The 20,631-nt window shown below is 38.3% G+C and carries 20 protein-coding genes; 9 read left to right on the forward strand and 11 right to left on the reverse strand.

Annotated features, from left to right (window positions below; all coding sequences use genetic code 11):
* The 5 genes from lacD (at window position 1) to lacG (ending at window position 5,590) form a co-directional block, all read left to right on the forward strand.
* On the forward strand, window positions 1-981 hold the full coding sequence (gene lacD, locus HMPREF2957_RS02945; protein ID WP_006148581.1) for a tagatose-bisphosphate aldolase: 981 nt from the start codon (window positions 1-3) through the stop codon (window positions 979-981).
* Between the two features lie 232 nt (window positions 982-1,213).
* On the forward strand, window positions 1,214-2,050 hold the full coding sequence (locus tag HMPREF2957_RS02950) for a PRD domain-containing protein (RefSeq protein WP_070677391.1): 837 nt from the start codon (window positions 1,214-1,216) through the stop codon (window positions 2,048-2,050).
* 34 nt (window positions 2,051-2,084) lie between these two features.
* The gene (locus HMPREF2957_RS02955) at window positions 2,085-2,402 is read left to right on the forward strand and encodes a PTS lactose/cellobiose transporter subunit IIA (RefSeq protein ID WP_006152303.1); all 318 of its coding nucleotides are present in this window, start codon (window positions 2,085-2,087) and stop codon (window positions 2,400-2,402) included.
* Window positions 2,402-4,096: a lactose-specific PTS transporter subunit EIIC gene (locus HMPREF2957_RS02960; RefSeq protein ID WP_070677394.1), complete on the forward strand. Its 1,695-nt coding sequence runs from the start codon at window positions 2,402-2,404 to the stop codon at window positions 4,094-4,096. The genes HMPREF2957_RS02955 and HMPREF2957_RS02960 overlap by 1 nt, the downstream gene beginning before the upstream one ends.
* Window positions 4,097-4,183: 87 nt before the next feature.
* Window positions 4,184-5,590 (forward strand): 6-phospho-beta-galactosidase, encoded by a 1,407-nt coding sequence (lacG, locus tag HMPREF2957_RS02965; RefSeq protein ID WP_315940884.1) that lies wholly within the window; start codon window positions 4,184-4,186, stop codon window positions 5,588-5,590.
* Window positions 5,591-5,627: 37 nt separating this feature from the next.
* Here the strand turns inward: lacG and HMPREF2957_RS02970 are convergent, their stop codons facing one another.
* From HMPREF2957_RS02970 to nrdH, 4 genes are all read right to left on the reverse strand, one after another.
* A complete protein-coding gene (locus HMPREF2957_RS02970; protein ID WP_070677399.1) occupies window positions 5,628-6,395 on the reverse strand; it encodes a DeoR/GlpR family DNA-binding transcription regulator in 768 nt (255 codons plus the stop codon).
* Between the two features lie 130 nt (window positions 6,396-6,525).
* Window positions 6,526-7,488, reverse strand: a complete 963-nt coding sequence (nrdF, locus tag HMPREF2957_RS02975) for a class 1b ribonucleoside-diphosphate reductase subunit beta (RefSeq protein ID WP_070677402.1) — start codon at window positions 7,486-7,488, stop codon at window positions 6,526-6,528.
* Window positions 7,489-7,625: 137 nt separating this feature from the next.
* The gene (gene nrdE / locus HMPREF2957_RS02980) at window positions 7,626-9,785 is read right to left on the reverse strand and encodes a class 1b ribonucleoside-diphosphate reductase subunit alpha (protein ID WP_070677405.1); all 2,160 of its coding nucleotides are present in this window, start codon (window positions 9,783-9,785) and stop codon (window positions 7,626-7,628) included.
* Window positions 9,786-9,854: 69 nt separating this feature from the next.
* Complete coding sequence (nrdH, locus tag HMPREF2957_RS02985) at window positions 9,855-10,073, reverse strand: glutaredoxin-like protein NrdH (RefSeq protein ID WP_070677409.1); 219 nt, start codon at window positions 10,071-10,073, stop codon at window positions 9,855-9,857.
* A 360-nt stretch (window positions 10,074-10,433) separates the two neighbouring features.
* On the opposite strand from nrdH, the gene HMPREF2957_RS02990 reads away from it, so the two are divergent.
* The 3 genes from HMPREF2957_RS02990 (at window position 10,434) to udk (ending at window position 13,194) form a co-directional block, all read left to right on the forward strand.
* A complete protein-coding gene (locus HMPREF2957_RS02990) occupies window positions 10,434-10,697 on the forward strand; it encodes a phosphocarrier protein HPr (RefSeq protein WP_000146952.1) in 264 nt (87 codons plus the stop codon).
* A gap of 4 nt (window positions 10,698-10,701) precedes the next feature.
* Window positions 10,702-12,435, forward strand: a complete 1,734-nt coding sequence (ptsP, locus tag HMPREF2957_RS02995; RefSeq protein WP_036757512.1) for a phosphoenolpyruvate--protein phosphotransferase — start codon at window positions 10,702-10,704, stop codon at window positions 12,433-12,435.
* A 120-nt stretch (window positions 12,436-12,555) separates the two neighbouring features.
* Window positions 12,556-13,194 (forward strand): uridine kinase, encoded by a 639-nt coding sequence (gene udk, locus HMPREF2957_RS03000; protein ID WP_070677412.1) that lies wholly within the window; start codon window positions 12,556-12,558, stop codon window positions 13,192-13,194.
* Window positions 13,195-13,228: 34 nt separating this feature from the next.
* Here the strand turns inward: udk and HMPREF2957_RS03005 are convergent, their stop codons facing one another.
* From HMPREF2957_RS03005 to HMPREF2957_RS03015, 3 genes are read right to left on the reverse strand one after another with little or no spacing between them, the layout of a single operon-like run.
* Entirely contained in the window at window positions 13,229-13,792 is a 564-nt protein-coding gene (locus HMPREF2957_RS03005; RefSeq protein WP_049496359.1) for an ECF transporter S component, read from the reverse strand.
* On the reverse strand, window positions 13,776-14,327 hold the full coding sequence (coaC, locus tag HMPREF2957_RS03010; RefSeq protein ID WP_070677415.1) for a phosphopantothenoylcysteine decarboxylase: 552 nt from the start codon (window positions 14,325-14,327) through the stop codon (window positions 13,776-13,778). The genes HMPREF2957_RS03005 and coaC overlap by 17 nt, the downstream gene beginning before the upstream one ends.
* A gap of 14 nt (window positions 14,328-14,341) precedes the next feature.
* Entirely contained in the window at window positions 14,342-15,028 is a 687-nt protein-coding gene (locus tag HMPREF2957_RS03015; protein ID WP_070677418.1) for a phosphopantothenate--cysteine ligase, read from the reverse strand.
* A 233-nt stretch (window positions 15,029-15,261) separates the two neighbouring features.
* On the opposite strand from HMPREF2957_RS03015, the gene HMPREF2957_RS03020 reads away from it, so the two are divergent.
* Entirely contained in the window at window positions 15,262-16,932 is a 1,671-nt protein-coding gene (locus HMPREF2957_RS03020; protein WP_070677422.1) for a formate--tetrahydrofolate ligase, read from the forward strand.
* A gap of 83 nt (window positions 16,933-17,015) precedes the next feature.
* Here HMPREF2957_RS03020 and lysS read toward each other — a convergent pair whose 3' ends face one another.
* From lysS to HMPREF2957_RS03040, 4 genes are all read right to left on the reverse strand, one after another.
* The gene (gene lysS / locus HMPREF2957_RS03025; RefSeq protein WP_070677425.1) at window positions 17,016-18,506 is read right to left on the reverse strand and encodes a lysine--tRNA ligase; all 1,491 of its coding nucleotides are present in this window, start codon (window positions 18,504-18,506) and stop codon (window positions 17,016-17,018) included.
* A 139-nt stretch (window positions 18,507-18,645) separates the two neighbouring features.
* Window positions 18,646-19,269 (reverse strand): histidine phosphatase family protein, encoded by a 624-nt coding sequence (locus HMPREF2957_RS03030; protein WP_070677428.1) that lies wholly within the window; start codon window positions 19,267-19,269, stop codon window positions 18,646-18,648.
* Window positions 19,266-19,751, reverse strand: a complete 486-nt coding sequence (locus tag HMPREF2957_RS03035; RefSeq protein WP_070677431.1) for an aminoacyl-tRNA deacylase — start codon at window positions 19,749-19,751, stop codon at window positions 19,266-19,268. The genes HMPREF2957_RS03030 and HMPREF2957_RS03035 overlap by 4 nt, the downstream gene beginning before the upstream one ends.
* Window positions 19,751-20,593 (reverse strand): DUF368 domain-containing protein, encoded by an 843-nt coding sequence (locus HMPREF2957_RS03040; RefSeq protein WP_070677433.1) that lies wholly within the window; start codon window positions 20,591-20,593, stop codon window positions 19,751-19,753. The genes HMPREF2957_RS03035 and HMPREF2957_RS03040 overlap by 1 nt, the downstream gene beginning before the upstream one ends.
* Window positions 20,594-20,631 lie beyond the last annotated feature (38 nt).

A 20,631-nucleotide genomic window follows, 5' to 3' on the forward strand; every position in this document is an offset into this window, starting at 1 on the left:
ATGGTTTTAACAGAAAATAAACGCGCTTGTATGCAAAAACTCTCTGATGAGAATGGTATCATCTCAGCTCTCGCCTTTGACCAACGTGGTGCTTTGAAACGACTCATGGCTCAATATCAAACAGAAGAGCCAACAGTTGCTCAAATGGAAGAACTTAAAGTATTGGTAGCAGATGAATTGACTAAATATGCTTCATCTATGCTACTTGACCCTGAGTACGGACTTCCAGCTACAAAAGCTCTTGATCCAAATGCAGGTCTTCTCCTTGCTTACGAGAAAACAGGATACGATACAACAAGTACAAAACGCTTGCCAGACTGCTTGGACGTTTGGTCTGCAAAACGTATCAAAGAACAAGGTGCAGATGCCGTTAAATTCTTGCTTTACTATGACGTAGATAGCTCTGACGAACTCAACCAACAAAAACAAGCCTACATTGAACGTATTGGTTCTGAGTGTGTAGCTGAAGATATTCCATTCTTCCTTGAAATCTTGGCTTACGATGAAAAGATTGCGGACGCAGGTTCTGCAGAATACGCTAAAGTAAAACCACGCAAGGTTATCGGTGCTATGAAGGTCTTCTCAGACCCACGCTTTAACATCGATGTCTTGAAAGTAGAAGTTCCAGTTAACGTGAAATACGTTGAAGGATTTGGCGATGGCGAAATCGTTCACACACGTGAAGAAGCAGCAGACTTCTTTAAAGCTCAAGACGAAGCTACTAACTTGCCATACATCTACTTGAGTGCAGGTGTATCAGCTAAGCTCTTCCAAGAAACTCTTGTATTTGCGCACGAATCAGGTGCAAACTTCAATGGAGTTCTTTGTGGACGTGCAACATGGGCTGGATCAGTTGAAGCTTATATCAAAGACGGTGAAGCAGCTGCTCGCGAATGGCTTCGTACGACTGGTTTTGAGAACATCGATGAACTCAACAAAGTTCTTAAAACAACAGCAACTTCATGGACCGAACGTGTGTAAATTTCCACCCTTTTTATGTTCTAAAACCCAGCTAAAAAACTTTTAAAAAAAGTTATATGTAAAGGTTTACAAAACAAAAATCTTGTGCTATACTTAAGTCACAAGTTAATAAGAGTGAGTGTTACTAAGTAATATTAGGCATGATCACAGATGACTCAGAAATTTATTTTCAGGGTCATTTGTGGTCATTTTTTATGCTCTAGCTCTTAAATGACTGAACAAGGAGGTCGACATGTATCGGATATTAAATCCAATGAATAACAATGTTTCTCTTGTGCGGAATAGCAAGGGAGAGGAGTTGATTGTAGTTGGTAAGGGTATTTCGTTTGGTAAGAAGAAGGGAGATTTGATTTCTGAGGATCAGGTTGAAAAAGTCTTTCGGATGAAGACTGAAGAATCTCGAGAAAATTTTATGACTCTACTCAAGGATGTTCCGTTAGACTTTATTACCGTTACTTATGAAATTATCGATAATCTTTCAAAAAAATACCAATATCCTGTTCAAGAGTACCTCTACGTAACCTTAACAGACCATATCTATTGTTCTTATCAAGCGATTAGCCAAGGACGTTATAAGGATAGTAATTTACCTGATATTTCAAAGGAGTATCCTATTGCTTTTCAAATAGCTCAAGAGTCTTTTGAAATCTATAATATTAAACTATCTGGTAATTTACCAAAGGATGAAATAAAAAGAATAGCCTACCACTTTATTAATGCCGAGGGTGAGAATGAGGTAGAAGTTGCAGAAGCTATTGATAAGAGAAAGGAAATCATAAAGAAGGTTGAGAGTCTTCTCAGGAGCTATGACATTCAAAGAACCCATGAAAATAATAATTTCTACGATCGTTTTATGATTCATCTAAATTATTTCTTGGATTACCTTGATCGAAGTCGGGATGATAATCAATCCTTGCTCGATATGGAAGAACATATCAAAACTACATATCCAAAAGCATTTGAAATTGGTAGCAAAATTTATGAAGTCATTGCTCAGGAAACTGGGGTAGACCTATATAAGAGTGAACGAGTTTACCTTGTTCTACATATTCAACGTTTATTGTCATAATATTTACTAAAAATTATATAAGGAGAAATCTATCATGAATAGAGAAGAAGTAACACTGTTAGGTTTTGAGATTGTTGCCTATGCTGGCGATGCTCGTTCAAAACTCTTAGAAGCTCTGAAAGCTGCTGAAGCTGGTGATTTTGCTAAAGCAGATGCGTTAGTTGAAGAAGCCGGTGCTTGCATCGCAGAGGCTCACCATGCCCAAACAAGCTTGTTAACAAAGGAAGCTGCAGGTGACGATTTGGCCTATAGCGTGACCATGATGCATGGTCAAGACCACCTGATGACTACAATCTTGCTAAAAGATTTGATGCATCATTTAATTGAACTTTATAAAAGAGGAGCTAAATAATGAATAAGTTAATTGCCTATATTGAGAAAGGAAAGCCTTTCTTTGAAAAACTATCTCGAAATATCTATCTTCGTGCTATTCGTGATGGATTTATCGCTGGAATGCCTGTCATTCTATTCTCAAGTATTTTTATCTTGATTGCCTTTGTGCCTAATTCATGGGGATTTGTATGGTCTGATGAAGTTGTGGCTCTTTTGATGAAACCTTATAGCTATTCAATGGGGATTCTCGCCCTCTTGGTCGCGGGTACAACTGCTAAATCATTAACAGACTCTGTTAACCGTAGCATGGAAAAAACCAACCAAATCAACTATATGTCAACTCTATTAGCTGCTATTGTTGGTTTATTGATCTTGGCAGCTGACCCAATTGAAGGGGGATTTGCAACAGGTTTCCTTGGAACAAAAGGTTTGCTTTCAGCTTTTCTAGCAGCCTTTGTGACTGTAGCAATCTATAAGGTTTGTGTGAAGAATAATGTTACTATTCGAATGCCGGATGAAGTTCCACCAAATATCTCACAGGTCTTTAAAGATGTTATTCCATTTACGCTTTCTGTCGTTTCCCTTTACGGTCTTGACTTACTTGCTCGTCATTTTGTTGGTGCAAGCGTAGCAGAATCAATCGGTAAATTCTTTGCGCCTCTATTCTCAGCAGCAGACGGTTATGTTGGTATTACGATTATTTTCGGTGCCTTTGCATTCTTCTGGTTTATTGGTATTCACGGCCCATCTATCGTTGAGCCTGCGATTGCAGCGATCACTTATGCAAATGCTGAAGTCAACTTGAACCTTCTTCAACAAGGTATGCACGCTGATAAGATCCTTACATCTGGTACACAAATGTTTATCGTTACTATGGGTGGTACAGGGGCAACTCTTGTGGTTCCATTCATGTTTATGTGGTTATGTAAATCGAAACGAAATCGTGCTATTGGACGCGCTTCAGTAGTTCCTACATTCTTTGGTGTAAACGAACCAATCTTGTTTGGTGCACCACTTGTTTTGAACCCGATCTTCTTTATCCCATTCATCTTTGCACCAATTGCAAACGTATGGATCTTTAAGTTCTTTATTGAAACACTTGGCATGAACTCATTTACTGCCAACCTTCCATGGACTACACCAGGACCTCTTGGTATTGTTCTTGGTACAAACTTCCAGTTCTTATCATTCGCTCTTGCAGCATTGTTAATTGTAGTAGATATTGCTATCTACTATCCATTCCTCAAGGTTTATGATGAACAAATTCTTGAAGAAGAACGTTCAGGTAAAGCTAATGATGAATTAAAAGAAAAAGTTGCAGCAAACTTTAACACTGCAAAAGCAGATGCTATTCTTGCAAAAGCTGGAGTAGAACCAGCACAAAATACAATTACTGAAGAAACAAACGTCCTCGTTCTTTGTGCGGGTGGTGGAACAAGCGGTCTTCTTGCCAATGCTTTGAATAAAGCTGCAGAAGAGTATAAAGTTCCTGTTAAAGCTGCAGCAGGTGGCTATGGAGCCCACCGTGAAATGTTACCAGAGTTTGATTTGGTTATCTTAGCACCACAAGTTGCTTCAAACTTTGAGGATATGAAAGCTGAAACTGATAAATTAGGTATCAAACTTGCTAAGACAGAAGGTGCTCAGTACATCAAGTTAACCCGTGATGGAAAAGGTGCTCTGGCATTTGTTCAGGAGCAATTTGAAGAATAAGAACTAAAAAGTGAGATGGAGATGGATGGCTCACTAACTCCTCTCCCCTCACTTTTCATTTTATCTAATCAAGAAATAGGTGAAAAAATGACAAAAACACTTCCTAAAGATTTTATTTTTGGTGGCGCAACTGCAGCTTATCAGGCAGAAGGTGCGACTCATACAGACGGTAAAGGACCTGTTGCATGGGACAAATACTTAGCAGACAACTATTGGTATACTGCTGAACCAGCAAGTGATTTCTACCATAAATATCCGGTAGACTTACAGTTGGCTGAAGAATATGGCGTAAACGGAATTCGTATTTCTATTGCTTGGTCACGTATTTTCCCAACTGGATATGGTGAAGTCAATCCAAAAGGGGTAGAATTCTATCATAAGTTATTTGCGGAATGCCACAAACGCCATGTGGAGCCTTTTGTAACCCTCCATCACTTTGATACACCAGAAGCCCTTCACTCAAATGGGGACTTCTTGAATCGTGAGAATATGGACCATTTCGTTGATTATGCAGCCTTCTGTTTTGAAGAATTCCCAGAAGTCAACTACTGGACAACCTTCAATGAAATTGGCCCAATCGGAGATGGTCAATACTTGGTCGGTAAATTCCCACCAGGTATTCAATATGACCTTGCGAAAGTCTTCCAATCACACCACAATATGATGGTTTCTCATGCACGTGCAGTGAAATTGTACAAAGACAAAGGCTACAAAGGTGAAATCGGGGTTGTTCACGCCCTTCCAACTAAATATCCATTGGATCCTAAAAATCCTGCAGACGTTCGGGCTGCTGAGTTGGAAGATATCATCCACAACAAATTTATCTTGGATGCTACTTACCTTGGTCACTATTCAGATGCAACCATGGAAGCGGTAAATCACATCTTATCCGTTAATGGTGGTGAGTTGGATCTTCGAGACGAAGACTTTGTGGCACTTGAAGCAGCTAAAGACCTAAATGATTTCCTTGGAATTAACTACTACATGAGTGATTGGATGGAAGCATTTGATGGTGAAACTGAAATCATCCACAACGGTAAAGGGGAGAAAGGAAGCTCTAAATACCAAATCAAAGGTGTTGGACGTCGTGTAGCTCCTGATTATGTACCTCGTACTGATTGGGACTGGATTATCTATCCTCAAGGGCTATATGATCAGATCATGCGTGTGAAGGCGGATTATCCAAACTATAAGAAAATCTACATCACTGAAAACGGACTTGGATACAAAGATGAATTTGTGGACAACACTGTTTACGATGATGGCCGTATTGATTATGTGAAACAACACTTGGAAGTACTGTCTGATGCGATTGCCGATGGTGCAAACGTAAAAGGATACTTCATCTGGTCACTCATGGATGTCTTCTCTTGGTCAAATGGTTATGAAAAACGTTACGGACTCTTCTACGTTAATTTTGATACACAAGAACGTTATCCTAAGAAATCAGCTCATTGGTACAAGAAATTAGCTGAAACAGGCCTTATTGAGTAAATATAACGAAAAAAAGTCTCACCATTGGTGAGACTTTTTAAGGTGTCGATTTAATAATCTTTGTTTGTTTGGACAAAGTTTTTAGGGTTTCTTGGTTAAGTTTTGAATCTGAAATAATTGTATCAATATCAGAGATATTATAGAAAGTATAAAAATCAAACTTATTAAATTTACTGTGGTCAGCAAGAAGGATCTTTTTATTAGCATTATTTAATGCTAGCTTTTGGACTTCACCTTCATCTTCGCTAAAAGTAGCGATAGCATGATCTTTTATACCATTGCAACTAACAAAAGCTTTAGAGAATTGAAGACTTTCGATATCTTGGAGCGTTAAGGTTCCGACAAAGGCACCAGTGATTTCTCGATAATTTCCACCAATCAAAATTAAATCAGTCAGTTTTCGTTCATTCAAGATAATGAAAACAGGAAGGCTATTTGTTACCACACGAATATTATCTATCGGAAGTTCACGCGCAAAGAACTCAAGAGTAGTACCTGGACCGATAAAAATCGTTTCTCTTTCTTCGACTAAATGACCAGCAAATTTTGCGATTTCTTGTTTTTCAGCAATCTGAAGACCTTGTTTTTCGATATTCGAGCGTTCATTTGCTAATAGAGAACCAGAACGAAGTTTTTCAGCGCCTCCATGCACTCGAACAAGTAGATCTTTGTCAGCTAACTCTTGCAGATAACGTCGAGCAGTCATATCAGAAATATCTAAACGATTCATTATTTCTTTGACTGTGATGGTTCCTCTTGTATTGACAATCTCTATAATCACATCTAGTTTTTCTTGTTTTAGCATTGAATCACCCCCATATCCAATATCATTTTATCATATTTTAAACATCTAAGCAACTTAAACAAAACAAAAATAAACAAAAACAAAAAACATCTGTGTTTGTTTTTAACTCAGATGTTTTTATATTTCTTAATTAGTCTAATCCGTAGTTATAATCATCGTCCTGCATAGCTTCAACTTCACCAAGTAGATATCCATTACCAACTTGAGAGAAGAAGTCGTGGTTGGATGTACCAGTTGAAATTCCATTCATAACAATAGGGTTTACATCGTCAGCTGAGTCAGGGAAGAGAGGATCTTGTCCTAGGTTCATAAGAGCTTTATTGGCGTTGTAGCGAAGGAATGTTTTCACTTCTTCAGTCCAACCAACACCATCATATAAACTCTCTGTATAACCTTCTTCATTTTCATAAAGAGTGTAGAGGAGGTCGTACATCCAGTCTTTTAATTTTTCTTGCTCTTCTTCTGGTAATTCGTTAAAACCAAGTTGGAATTTATAACCAATATATGTTCCGTGAACTGACTCGTCCCGAATGATGAGTTTGATGATTTCAGCAACGTTTGCCAACTTGTTATTTCCTAGATAGTAGAGTGGAGTGAAGAAACCAGAGTAGAAGAGGAAGGTTTCAAGGAATACACTAGCCACTTTCTTTTCAAGTGGTGTTCCGTTAAGGTAAATCTCATTGATGATTTGTGCCTTTTTCTGAAGATATGGGTTTGTATCAGTCCATTCAAAGATTTCTTCAATTTCTGTCTTGGTATTCAAGGTTGAGAAAATAGAAGAATAAGATTTAGCGTGGACAGATTCCATGAATTGGATGTTGTTAAAAACAGCTTCTTCGTGAGGAGTACGAATATCAGAGCGAAGAGCATTTACCCCTGTTTCAGACTGCATGGTATCCAAAAGTGTCAAACCGCCAAAGACTTTTCCTACCAAGTCTTTTTCTTGATTTGATAACTTTCTCCAGTCATCTAAGTCATTAGATAAGGGAATACGTGTATCCAACCAAAATTGTTCAGTTAGTTTTTCCCATGTTGATTTATCGATGACATCTTCGATGGCATTCCAGTTAATGGCTTTGTAGTAAGTTTCCATTACAAATCTCTTTCTTTTGATTTTATTAAAATAGTGATGAATGTTCTAGCCTTGTGTGATTGGGTTACCGCACAAAAAGTCGGTACTCCGACTTTTTGATGTTACCTTATCTTTGTAAACAAGATTTTAGTGAGATTTTAAATCACACAGCTTTCACATTGGTTAGCACCAACTTCACCGCCGTCATCTGTGTAGGTACGAACGTAGTAGATAGACTTAATGCCCTTGTTAAAGGCGTAGTTACGAAGGATAGATAGGTCACGTGTAGTTTGTTTGTTCTCTTTCTTCCATTCGTAAAGACCTGTTGGGATATCACTACGCATGAAGAGAGTAAGTGAAAGCCCTTGGTCTACGTGCTCAGTTGCAGCAGCATAGACATCGATAACTTTACGCATATCCATGTCATAGGCAGAAGTGTAGTAAGGAATAGTTTCAGTTGATAATCCTGCAGCAGGATAGTAAATCTTACCAATTTTCTTCTCTTGACGTTCTTCAATACGTTGGGTAATTGGGTGGATAGAAGCAGACACGTCATTGATGTAGCTGATAGAACCATTCGGCGCTACAGCAAGACGGTTTTGGTGGTAAAGTCCATCTGCTTTAACTTTATCACGAAGTTCAGCCCAATCAGCTGCAGACGGGATAAAGATTCCTTCAAAGAGTTCTTTAACTCGATCAGATTTTGGAACAAATTGACCAGACGTATACTTATCGAAATAAGTACCATTTGCATAGTCTGATTTCTCAAAGTTGTGGAAGGTAATGCCACGTTCACGCGCAATATTGTTTGATTCTACCAAAGTCCAATAATTCAAAAGCATAAAGTAGATGCTTGTAAATTCAACAGACTCAGGAGATCCATATTCGATTAATTGCTGAGCAAGATAGCTGTGAAGCCCCATAGCACCAAGTCCAAATGTATGAGCTTGGCTATTTCCGTGGTCGATAGTTGGAACAGCAACGATGTGAGAGCTATCTGTTACAAAGGTCAAAGCGCGAACCATTGCGCGAATAGAACGTCCAAAGTCAGGTGATGTCATCATATTTACAACATTAGTTGAACCAAGGTTACATGAAACGTCAGTACCCATTTGAAGGAATTCTTGCGCATCGTTGATAAGACTTGGTTCTTGGACTTGAAGAATTTCTGAACACAAGTTACTCATGATAATCTTACCATCGATAGGATTTGCACGGTTAGCAGTATCGATATTGACTACATAAGGATAGCCAGATTCTTGTTGCAATTTAGAAATTTCTGTTTCCAAATCACGGGCCTTAATTTTTGTCTTACGGATGTTGGGATTTGCCACCAATTCATCGTATTTTTCTGTGATATCGATGTAGTTAAAAGGTACACCATACTCTTTTTCAACAGAATAAGGACTGAAGAGGTACATTTCTTCATTCTTACGTGCTAATTCGTAGAATTTATCTGGCACCACAACACCAAGTGAAAGAGTCTTGACACGAACTTTTTCATCAGCATTTTCTTTCTTAGTAGAAAGGAAAGCAATAATGTCTGGGTGGAAGACGTTAAGGTAAACAACCCCAGCACCTTGACGTTGACCAAGTTGGTTAGAGTAAGAGAAGCTGTCTTCGAAAAGCTTCATAACTGGTACGACACCAGAAGCAGCACCTTCATACCCTTTGATAGGTGCTCCAGCTTCACGAAGGTTGCTGAGGGAAATTCCTACACCACCACCGATACGTGAAAGTTGAAGAGCTGAGTTGATAGAACGTCCAATAGAGTTCATATCATCTGTTACCTGAATCAAGAAACAGGATACCAATTCACCACGACGTGCACGGCCTGCATTCAAGAAAGAAGGTGTAGCAGGCTGGTAACGCTGGTGGATGATTTCATTGGCAATATCAATTGCGATAGCTTCGTCACCATCAGCAAAGTAAAGAGCGTTAAAGAAGACACGGTCTTCCATGCTCTCAAGATAGTACTCTCCGTCATTAGTTTTCAAGGCATATTGATTGTAAAACTTGTATGCTGCCATGAAAGACTTGAATTGGAAGTTTTGATCCTTAATAAATTGGTAAAGCTCTTCTAAGAATTCTGGACGATATTTCTTGATAAACGCTGTTTCGATATAGTCTTGTTTAATAAGGTAATCGATTTTATCAGTGATAGAATCAAAAACCATAGAATTTGGTACAACATTTTCTTTAAAGAAAGCGTCCAAGGCTTCTTTATCTTTGTGGAGCATGATTTGTCCATTAACAGGACGGTTGATTTCATTATTTAGACGGAAGTAAGTTACGTCCTCAAGTTGTTTTAATCCCATAAAATTTCCTTTAATTCATTACAAAAGAAAGGCTTCTAAGATTGACATAGAAGCTTTTAATCCTGATACTTAAGCAAGTTCTTTAAGTTTTGCTGGTTGGAAACCAGAGAAAACTTCATTTGGTGTTTGAATGATAGGAGCAGCGCTGAAGCCTAGCTCTTTAACTTGTTCAATAAATTCAGGTTGTTCATCAAGATTGATTTCGCGATATGCGATGTTGTTACTATCTAAGAATCGTTTGGTCATTTTACATTGAACACAATTGTTTTTAGAATAAACGGTTACCATTCTGTAACTCCTCTTTCAAAATTTAATTACTTCTTAAGTATATCAGAAAAAAAATCTTTGTCAACGAAGAAAAACTAAATATTGTAGATTTTTTTTAGATGAGAGTTATCTAAACACAATATATAGTGATTACAAAAAATAAAACCCATAAATAACAGCGTTTTCTAAATGTTAAAATTATAAAAAACTACATAATGTATTTTGATACATAAAATAGAAGATTTTCAGCAAGTTATCTGAAAGGAAAAAGAAGAAATCCCATAAAATACTTGAAAAAATTCCTAGAAGGTGATATAATACCAAATTGTAAGGGTTATCAGATATAACTCAAAAAGAAAACATTTAAAGGAGAGTCAAATTATGGCTTCTAAAGATTTCCACGTAGTGGCAGAAACAGGTATTCACGCACGTCCAGCAACATTGTTGGTACAAACTGCTAGCAAATTTGCTTCAGATATTACTCTTGAGTACAAAGGTAAATCAGTTAACCTTAAATCTATCATGGGTGTTATGAGCCTTGGTGTTGGTCAAGGTGCTGACGTTACAATCACTGCTGAAGGTGCAGACGCTGATGACGCTATCGCTGCTATCTCAGAAACAATGGAAAAAGAAGGATTGGCATAAGGATATGACAGAAATGCTTAAAGGAATCGCAGCATCTGATGGTGTTGCAGTTGCTAAAGCATATCTACTCGTTCAACCGGATTTATCATTCGAGACTATTACAGTCGAAGATACAAATGCAGAAGAGGCTCGTTTGGATGTTGCTCTTGAAGCTTCTCAAAACGAGCTTTCTCTTATCCGCGAGAAGGCTGTAGGTACGCTTGGTGAAGAAGCGGCGCAAGTATTTGACGCTCACTTGATGGTTCTTGCTGACCCTGAATTGATCGGTCAGATTAAAGAAACAATTCGTGCTAAGAAAGTAAATGCAGAAGCAGGTCTGAAAGAAGTTACAGACATGTTTATCACAATCTTTGAAGGCATGGAAGACAACCCATACATGCAGGAACGTGCAGCGGATATTCGCGACGTTACAAAACGTGTTTTGGCAAATCTTCTTGGCAAGAAACTGCCAAACCCAGCTTCTATTAATGAAGAAGTAATCGTGATTGCACATGACTTGACTCCATCTGATACTGCTCAATTGGACAAAAACTTTGTAAAAGCTTTTGTGACAAACATTGGTGGACGTACAAGTCACTCAGCTATCATGGCTCGTACACTTGAAATTGCAGCTGTCTTGGGTACAAACAACATCACTGAACTTGTAAAAGATGGTGACATTTTGGCTGTTTCAGGTATTTCAGGTGAAGTTGTTATCAACCCAACTGAAGAACAAATTGCAGAATTCAAAGCAGCTGGTGAAGCTTACGCTAAACAAAAAGCTGAATGGGCTCTTTTGAAAGATGCTAAAACTGTTACTGCAGATGGTAAACACTTTGAGTTGGCAGCTAATATCGGTACACCTAAAGACGTTGAAGGTGTGAACGAAAATGGTGCTGAAGCTGTTGGTCTTTATCGTACAGAATTCTTGTACATGGATTCTCAAGATTTCCCAACAGAAGACGACCAATACGAAGCTTACAAAGCAGTTCTTGAAGGTATGAACGGTAAACCTGTTGTCGTTCGTACAATGGATATCGGTGGGGATAAAGAACTTCCTTACTTCGATCTTCCTAAAGAAATGAACCCATTCTTGGGTTACCGTGCTTTGCGTATCTCTATCTCTGAAACTGGTAACCAAATGTTCCGTACACAATTGCGTGCATTGCTTCGTGCATCTGTTCACGGTAAATTGCGTATCATGTTCCCAATGGTTGCTTTGTTGAAAGAGTTCCGTACTGCTAAAGCTATTCTTGAAGAAGAAAAAGCAAAATTGGTTGCTGAAGGTGTTGCTGTTGCGGATGATATCCAAGTTGGTATCATGATTGAAATTCCTGCTGCAGCTATGCTTGCTGACCAATTTGCTAAAGAAGTTGATTTCTTCTCAATCGGTACAAACGACTTGATCCAATACACAATGGCTGCTGACCGTATGAACGAACAAGTTTCATACCTTTACCAACCATATAACCCATCGATTCTTCGTTTGATTAACAACGTAATTAAAGCAGCTCACGCTGAAGGTAAATGGGCTGGTATGTGTGGTGAGATGGCTGGGGACCAAACAGCTGTTCCACTTCTTGTCGGAATGGGCTTGGATGAGTTCTCAATGTCAGCTACTTCAGTACTTCGTACACGTAGCTTGATGAAGAAACTTGACACAGCTAAGATGCAAGAATACGCTAACCGTGCTCTTACTGAATGTTCAACAATGGAAGAAGTTCTTGAACTTTCAAAAGAATACGTTAACTTTGATTAAAAACATTAAAACCTTGTAGAACTAAACTACAAGGTTTTTTCAACTCTAATTTAAAAAGTCCACCTGTAAATTTTTCTAAAAATATGGTAAAATAGACAAAGGAATAATACGGAGGCAACTATGCAAAACAGACCAATCATTATCGGAGTAACAGGGGGATCTGGTGGAGGAAAAACCAGTGTTTCTAAAGCAATTTTATCGCATTTTCCCAACGAAAAAATTGCCATGATTGAGCATGATTCCTACTATAAAGATCAATCTCATTTAACCTTTGAAGAACGTATTAAGACTAATTATGACCATCCTTTTGCTTTTGATACTGACTTGATGATTGCGCAAATCAAAGAATTGTTGGCGGGGCGCCCTGTTGATATTCCTACCTATGATTATGCTGCGCATACCAGAAGCTCGAAAACCTATCGCCAAGAACCTCAAGACGTATTTATCGTAGAAGGAATCTTGGTTTTGGAAGACAAACGTCTTCGTGATTTGATGGATATCAAGATTTTTGTGGACACTGATGATGATGTTCGTATCATTCGTCGTATTAAGCGTGATATGGAAGAGCGTGGTCGTAGTTTGGATAGCGTTATTGATCAGTATCTTGGTGTCGTAAAACCTATGTATCATCAGTTTATCGAGCCAACAAAGCGTTATGCAGATATCGTTATTCCAGAAGGAGTGTCAAATACAGTAGCAATTGATTTACTGACAACAAAGATTGAAAAGATTTTAGAAGAAGCTCGTTTAGCCCAGTAATAGAAATAAAAAACTGTATCTCTTGATACAGTTTTTATTGTTTAATTTTTTCAAGTCTCGGAACAATGACGAGAGTTAAGAGGGCTGAGATAATTAATTCTGCGATTGAATTTGTTGAGATAACAGTCGCTAATAGTTTTTGAATATTTCCATCAAAAACATTACCAAAGAGAAAGAAGATACCACCTAAGACAAATACTGTATTCGTGAGTGAGCCAAGTGCACCTGCAAAGATGAGTCCAGCTCTTCCCTTTAGTAGTTTATAGACGAAATAAGGTGTCAAACCGATTAAGATACGAGGAACAATTGCGATCACAACTGAATAGAAGTTACCATTTGGTACAAATGGTGAGAAGAGATAGCTTGTTGGCAGGATTGTGAGAGTATTAACCGTTAAGCTAAGCATTCCCATCAGAAAACCTAAGGTTGCGCCAATTCTTGGTCCGTAGATAATACTTGCAATAATTACTGGAATGTGAACGATGGTTGGTTTGATTGGAAAGGGAAGTACATTAAATAAAATTGAGCTTAGTAAATGAATAACAATCATAATAGCAAAAAAGATAGCGATTGGAGCAATATTAGAGCGTTTGTTCATGAATTTTATCCTTTATTTCTTGTAAAATAGTTTCGAGATTAGCGAGAGCACCACGACCTGTATCCCCACAGGCCAGTAGAGAATCTTTGGGAGAAATAATTGTATAACCATAATTTTCTAAAGTTTTAAGATTAGCTTGGGTAGCAGGATTGTCATACATTTTTGTATTCATAGCTGGAGCCAATAGTTTAGGTACAAAGTGTGGCAAAGCAAGAGCAGTAGCAGTCACAATATTGTCAGCAAAACCGTGAGCTAATTTAGCGATTGTATTGGCTGTCGCAGGAACTACGATAAATAAATCTGTTTCTTTTCCTATTTGAATGTGATTCACTTGATCTGGAAAAGGTTCGTGCATGACATCGAGATGTACAGTATTTTGAGATAGTACTTGTAAAGTTAATGGCTGAATGAATTCTGTTGCTGACTGAGTCATAAGAACAGTAACAGAATGCCCCTGTTTTTTTAAAGAACTAACTAGGTCAACTGTCTTGTATGCAGCAATAGAACCTGTAATAGCGAGTGTAATACGGGCCATAAAATTCCTTTCTTTTAGTCATAACTTTTGATTTTCTCGAGGAGTAAATCAGCAATTTCATGTTTACTCATAGCAGTTTGGAAAGAATTTTTTTCAACTAAGTAAGCCTTATGTTGCTCGCTACTAATCTGAGTAAGGTCGTTTGCGACAATTAAATCAGCTTGGTTCTTTTCAAGACTTTCCCGGGCAATTTGAATTAGATGTTCCTGGCTGACATCAACCAGTAATTTAAATCCAATCAGATGAATGTTAGGATTCCATTCTTTAATAAGAGATATGATTTTTGGATTCTTCTTGAGAAATAGAACCTGAACGTCTTCCTTAGATGAGATTTTTGTTTCCTGATTTTTCTTATCTAAAAACTCTGTTAAATCTTGACTAGCTTCAACCTCATCAAAACCAGCCATATAGACAGGAGTGTAATCTGATACAGCCATAGAATGGATTAAGACTTGGTGATCCGTAACCTTATCTTTCATGACTTGCAGCAAATCAGCTGTATTTTTAATTTCGATGATGGTCAAGTTTGGATGACTAACTGGCTTAACTGCCTGAAGAGTGGTAATCAAACAAACTTCATGGCCAGCCTTTAGAAGAGTCTCGGTGATAATTTTTCCAAGTTTACCGGAAGAGTGATTGGTAATAGAACGAACTCTATCTATTTTTTCACTTGTACCACCAGAAGTAACTAAAATTTTCATAGAACTATTGTACAAAAAAATGAGCATTAAGTAAAATGAAAGCGATGTAACAAGGCCCGAAAATAGGATGTTAATCCATAGTTAAAATCTATAAAGGCATATAAAAATTTAAATAGAGTTAATGAAAGTCTGTTATTTAGCGATATTTACGAATGTTACTAATCATAATGACTGTTAAAAATCTTGTTTTATGATATAATGAATTAACACATTAGAGGCTAGAGGAGTTTTTTATGAAAACAGATATTGAAATTGCACAGAGTATTGAGTTGAAACCGATCGTTGATGTTGTTGAGAAACTTGGTATTTCATACGATGATTTGGAGTTGTATGGAAAGTACAAGGCTAAACTAAGCTTTGATAAGATTCGTGAAGTTGAGGCAAACCCAGTTGGTAAGTTGATTCTTGTTACAGCTATCAACCCAACACCTGCTGGTGAAGGGAAATCAACTATTACCATTGGTCTTGCTGATGCTTTGAACAAGATTGGCAAGAAAACGATGATTGCCATTCGCGAACCTTCACTTGGTCCTGTTATGGGTATTAAAGGTGGAGCTGCTGGGGGTGGTTATGCCCAAGTGTTACCAATGGAAGACATCAACCTTCACTTTACTGGTGATATGCACGCAATCACAACTGCCAACAATGCTCTTTCTGCCTTGATTGACAATCACTTACACCAAGGAAATGAGCTAGGAATCGATCAACGTCGTATTCTCTGGAAACGTGTTGTTGACTTGAATGATCGTGCGCTTCGTCACGTAACTGTTGGTCTTGGTGGTCCACTTAATGGTATTCCACGTGAAGATGGTTTTGATATCACAGTTGCTTCAGAGATCATGGCTATCCTTTGCTTGGCAACGGATATTGAAGATTTGAAACGTCGTTTGGCTAATATCGTCATCGGCTACCGTTATGACCGCACACCAGTTTCAGTTGGTGATTTACAGGTTGAGGGTGCCTTGGCATTGATTTTGAAAGATGCTATCAAACCAAACCTTGTGCAAACAATATATGGTACACCAGCATTCGTACACGGTGGTCCATTTGCAAATATTGCCCACGGTTGTAACTCTGTATTGGCGACAAAAACAGCTCTTCGTTTAGCTGATTATACTGTAACAGAAGCTGGCTTTGGTGCAGACCTTGGTGCAGAGAAGTTCCTGGATATCAAGACTCCAAATTTGCCAACAGCTCCAAGTGCAGTAGTCATTGTAGCGACTCTTCGTGCCCTTAAAATGAATGGTGGAGTTGCTAAAGATGCTCTGACGGAAGAGAATGTAGAAGCAGTACGTGCTGGATTTGCAAACTTGAAACGCCACGTTGAAAATATTCGTAAATTCGGTATTCCAGCGGTTGTTGCTATCAATGAATTTGTTTCTGATACAGAAGCGGAAATCGCAGCTTTGAAAGAACTATGTGCTTCAATCGATGTACCAGTCGAGTTAGCGAGCGTATGGGCTGATGGAGCTGAAGGAGGAGTTTCTCTAGCTGAAACTCTCGTAAAAACAATCGACGAAAATCCAGCCAACTACAAACGTCTCTATGACAACGACCTTTCTGTTCAAGAAAAAATCGAAAAGATTGTTACTGAAATCTATCGTGGTAGCAAAGTAAACTTCGAGAAGAAAGCTCAAACCCAAATTGCACAAATCGTACAAAATGGTTGGGATAAACTGCCAATCTGTATGGCTAAGACTCAATACAGTTTCTCAGATAATCCAAATGCACTTGGTGCACCTGAAAACTTTGAAATTACTATTCGTGAATTGGTACCAAAACTTGGTGCTGGCTTCATCGTAGCCCTTACTGGTGATGTCATGACCATGCCTGGACTTCCAAAACGACCTGCCGCTCTCAACATGGATGTTGAAAGTGATGGAACTGTTTTAGGTCTATTCTAATTCAAACACAAAAGACAACCTCTTTGATAAGGTTGTCTTTTTAACTACAAAAAACTCCTAGAAATCATCTAGGAGTTTAGTTTTTATTTCATAGTTGGGAAAAGAAGTACATCACGGATAGTAGTAGTATCAGTGAGTAGCATGCAAAGACGGTCGATACCGATTCCCAAACCACCTGTTGGTGGCATACCATATTCAAGGGCTTCGATGTAGTCGTAGTCAATGCCAGTTGCTTCATCGTCACCAAGTTCTTTGGCTTTGGCTTGGGCTTCGAAACGGCTAAGCTGATCGATTGGGTCGTTCAACTCAGTAAAGGCATTCCCGTATTCTTTAGTCATGATAAAGAGTTCGAAACGGTCAGTAAAGCGTTCGTCTTCAGGGTTCTTCTTAGCAAGTGGAGATACTGCTACTGGATGTCCATAGACAAAGGTTGGTTGAATCAATGTTTCTTCAACAAATTCTTCAAAGAAAGCATTGATAATGTGACCGACTTCAGTATAGTGTTTCTCAACTGGAACTTTCTTCTCAGCAGCAATATCTTTAGCTTCTTCGAAGGTCATATCTTGCCAGAAATCAACACCTGTAATTTCTTTGATAGCATCAACCATGTGTACACGTTTAAATGGTTCGTTAAGTTTAATCTCAGTTCCTTGATAAATAACTGGGGCATTGCCTTTAACAGCTTTTGCAACGTGTTGAATAATACCTTCAGTCAAGTCCATGATATCTTGGAAGTCTGCATAAGCTTGGTAAACCTCGATAGAAGTGAACTCAGGATTGTGTGTAGCGTCCATTCCTTCGTTACGGAAGATACGACCGATCTCATAAACACGTTCCATACCACCAACGATAAGGCGTTTCAAGTGAAGCTCAGTCGCGATACGAAGCACCATGTCAATGTTTTGGGCATTGTGGTGAGTGATAAACGGACGAGCAGCAGCACCACCAGCTTCATTGTGAAGAACAGGTGTTTCAACTTCTAGGAAACCTTTTTGATCAAGATAACGACGAATTTCAGAGATGATTTTTGAGCGAGTAACAAAGCGTTCAAAGCTTTCACGGTTTGAAATCAAATCAAGGTAACGTTTGCGGTAAATAGTTTCAACGTCTGTTAAACCGTGGAATTTCTCTGGAAGGGGACGAAGGGCTTTAGACAAGTGCGTGATATGAGTCGCCTTGATAGAAAGTTCTCCCATATCTGTACGCATAACTTCACCTTCGACACCAAGGAAGTCTCCGAGGTCAGCTTTTTTGAAGATTTCGTAGTTTTCTTCACCAACTTCATCTTTACGAACGTAGATTTGGATTTGACCTTCACGGTCTTGAAGGTGGGCAAATCCAACCTTACCTTTACCACGTTTGGTAACAAGACGACCCGCAATAGTAGCAGTTTCGTTTAGTTCGTGTAGTTGTTCTTTATCAAGGTCAGCAAATTTATCTTTTAGTTCTTGAGAGTTAGCAGTACGTTCAAAACGTTTACCGAATGGATCAATTCCTTGTTCACGGAGCGCAGCCATTTTTTCACGGCGAACGATCTGCTGGTCATTCAATTCTTCCATATGTTCTGTTGACATGTGTTCCTCCTAATGAAATTCAAATTTTGAAATAATAAATCAATTTTTCACGATACTCCCATTTTATCATAAATAATCAAGAAATTCACGGATATTCTATAAAAACTAAAAAGAACTTGACGCAGTAGATCAAGTTCAATTAATTTTTCTGATAGGATGTATCGTTCCAAGTCTTAAGAGTAAATTTTTCGAAGTCGTCGGTCTCTATAATTGTTAAACTTGCATTGGCCAAACCTCCGTCTTTACGAAGCAGAGCTTCCTGATAGCCTATCAGCGTGCGAAGACTTGCAGTAAGGTTTGCTCCATGACCGACTAGTAATAGTTGCTCTGCCTTAGAATTTTTTAAGGACTTGATAAATTGGATGGTGCGCTGAGTTGTAGTGTAAAGTGATTCAGCTTCAAACATGCGAGTATCAAACTTAGCTAAGTTAGTTTTAAAGGCTTGAATTTGCTGAGGGTAGATAGCATTTAAAGTCGCAATTTTTAGACCTTCCAGTTTACCGAGGTGCCATTCTCTGAGTTCGGGAACACTTTCTAAGGGACATGGGTTTGTCAGTTGACTTTGGATAATCTCAGCTGATTTTACCGCTCTTGGTAAATCACTCGAATAGATCTTGTCAAAAGGGATATCTTTAAGATACTGGCCCAGGTTTTTTAAAGTTTCAATAGATTCAGGAAGAAGTGGTGAATCTCCGCCAGCACCTTGAAAACGCCCTTCTAGATTCCATACTGTTTGACCGTGGCGGACAAAGTAAAGTTTCATGAGTTACTTTCCTCCAAAATGTCTACAAAGCTGGCTTTTACAAAGTTTGCCAGGTCTTTAGGTGCGATGATGATACTGTGTCCGACCTCGCCAGCAGAGACAATCAATTTTTCCAATTCTAAAGCTGTTTCATCAATAAAAATAGGGTAGTTGTGTTTTTGACGGATACCTACAGGGTTATTAGCTCCATGGATATATCCAGTCGTTTTTTCTAAATCCTTTTGAGGAATCATGGCAATTTTTTTATTACCAGAAATCTTTGCTAATTTCTTTTCAGAAAGGTGTTCGGTGATAGGAACAATTCCTATTACCGGACCAGTCTTATCACCCAATAATGCTAAGGTCTTAAAGATATGATTTCTATCATAACCAGAAGGAAGTTCTCCTTCTAAAGCATTGATTTGAATACCTTGATGGTCAACACCTGCCTTAGTCAAAATTTGCTCTACTAAGGTTTTTTTAACTTTAACTTTCTTAACCATTATTTGTATTTATCCTCCAACTGACTCATCCAGATACCTAACCAAATGCCAAGAGCAAAAAAGAAGGCAACAATCACATAAGACACAAGAGATAAACCACTGTAGTTAATGCTTTCAGCATTACCCGCATTTGGAATCAATATCAAGAGTGTACTTGAAAGAACGATTGCAATGATGAAGTGATAAACACGAGAGTGATACTCTCGAAGAGCGTAGTCCATCAATTTTGAAAAAATAATAAGAGTAGCAGCAGCTCCAATTCCTATTGGAAGGAAGGTACCAAATAAATCAAAAGTTTTAAATCCAGTTAACATTGGGGTATAAAGACCTAAAATCAAGAGAAGATTTGAGGGGCTTAATCCAGGAACCAAGATACCTAGAGCAAGCAGAGCACCAGCTAGGATAAAACTTGTGAAACTTGCGCTGAGTGAACCAACAACAAAGTTTAAAGCGTAAAGACCAATTCCAGAAACAATAAAGGTCACCCAAAACCAGATAAGATCGACTTTGTCTCTTTCTGAATCTTGAGTAGCTTCTTTTACAAGACTTGGGACTGTACCAATAATAGCACCCGCAAAACTCCATAAAACATAAACCTGATAATGCTCAAGGAGGTACTCAATTGGATAAGAAAATAGCCCAATACCTAGTAACATCCCAATAGCAACAGGTAAGAAATAAAGAATATCTTCTTTTAGGTTTTTGAATGGATGGGCAAGAAATCGAATCATTCTTTCGTAAATCCCTAAAATAGCTGCCAGAACACCACCAGATATACCAGGTAATATAAATCCTAGGGCAATAACAATTCCTTTAATCATTTTTGAAATCCAAGATAACATAAACTCTCTCCATATCTATTCTCTAAAATTCTCTTCTT

The organism is Streptococcus sp. HMSC062D07 (assembly GCF_001814215.1).
Classification (GTDB): domain Bacteria; phylum Bacillota; class Bacilli; order Lactobacillales; family Streptococcaceae; genus Streptococcus; species Streptococcus infantis_I.

Excerpts from the sequence above, each read along its gene's own strand:
- lacD (WP_006148581.1), top strand. The coding sequence starts at position 1 with ATGGTTTTAACAGAAAATAAACGCGCTTGTATGCAAAAACTCTCTGAT.
- HMPREF2957_RS02950 (WP_070677391.1), top strand. The coding sequence starts at position 1,214 with ATGTATCGGATATTAAATCCAATGAATAACAATGTTTCTCTTGTGCGG.
- HMPREF2957_RS02955 (WP_006152303.1), top strand. The coding sequence starts at position 2,085 with ATGAATAGAGAAGAAGTAACACTGTTAGGTTTTGAGATTGTTGCCTAT.
- HMPREF2957_RS02960 (WP_070677394.1), top strand. The coding sequence starts at position 2,402 with ATGAATAAGTTAATTGCCTATATTGAGAAAGGAAAGCCTTTCTTTGAA.
- lacG (WP_315940884.1), top strand. The coding sequence starts at position 4,184 with ATGACAAAAACACTTCCTAAAGATTTTATTTTTGGTGGCGCAACTGCA.
- HMPREF2957_RS02970 (WP_070677399.1), bottom strand. The coding sequence starts at position 6,395 with ATGCTAAAACAAGAAAAACTAGATGTGATTATAGAGATTGTCAATACA.
- nrdF (WP_070677402.1), bottom strand. The coding sequence starts at position 7,488 with ATGGAAACTTACTACAAAGCCATTAACTGGAATGCCATCGAAGATGTC.
- nrdE (WP_070677405.1), bottom strand. The coding sequence starts at position 9,785 with ATGGGATTAAAACAACTTGAGGACGTAACTTACTTCCGTCTAAATAAT.
- nrdH (WP_070677409.1), bottom strand. The coding sequence starts at position 10,073 with ATGGTAACCGTTTATTCTAAAAACAATTGTGTTCAATGTAAAATGACC.
- HMPREF2957_RS02990 (WP_000146952.1), top strand. The coding sequence starts at position 10,434 with ATGGCTTCTAAAGATTTCCACGTAGTGGCAGAAACAGGTATTCACGCA.
- ptsP (WP_036757512.1), top strand. The coding sequence starts at position 10,702 with ATGACAGAAATGCTTAAAGGAATCGCAGCATCTGATGGTGTTGCAGTT.
- udk (WP_070677412.1), top strand. The coding sequence starts at position 12,556 with ATGCAAAACAGACCAATCATTATCGGAGTAACAGGGGGATCTGGTGGA.
- HMPREF2957_RS03005 (WP_049496359.1), bottom strand. The coding sequence starts at position 13,792 with ATGAACAAACGCTCTAATATTGCTCCAATCGCTATCTTTTTTGCTATT.
- coaC (WP_070677415.1), bottom strand. The coding sequence starts at position 14,327 with ATGGCCCGTATTACACTCGCTATTACAGGTTCTATTGCTGCATACAAG.
- HMPREF2957_RS03015 (WP_070677418.1), bottom strand. The coding sequence starts at position 15,028 with ATGAAAATTTTAGTTACTTCTGGTGGTACAAGTGAAAAAATAGATAGA.
- HMPREF2957_RS03020 (WP_070677422.1), top strand. The coding sequence starts at position 15,262 with ATGAAAACAGATATTGAAATTGCACAGAGTATTGAGTTGAAACCGATC.
- lysS (WP_070677425.1), bottom strand. The coding sequence starts at position 18,506 with ATGTCAACAGAACATATGGAAGAATTGAATGACCAGCAGATCGTTCGC.
- HMPREF2957_RS03030 (WP_070677428.1), bottom strand. The coding sequence starts at position 19,269 with ATGAAACTTTACTTTGTCCGCCACGGTCAAACAGTATGGAATCTAGAA.
- HMPREF2957_RS03035 (WP_070677431.1), bottom strand. The coding sequence starts at position 19,751 with ATGGTTAAGAAAGTTAAAGTTAAAAAAACCTTAGTAGAGCAAATTTTG.
- HMPREF2957_RS03040 (WP_070677433.1), bottom strand. The coding sequence starts at position 20,593 with ATGTTATCTTGGATTTCAAAAATGATTAAAGGAATTGTTATTGCCCTA.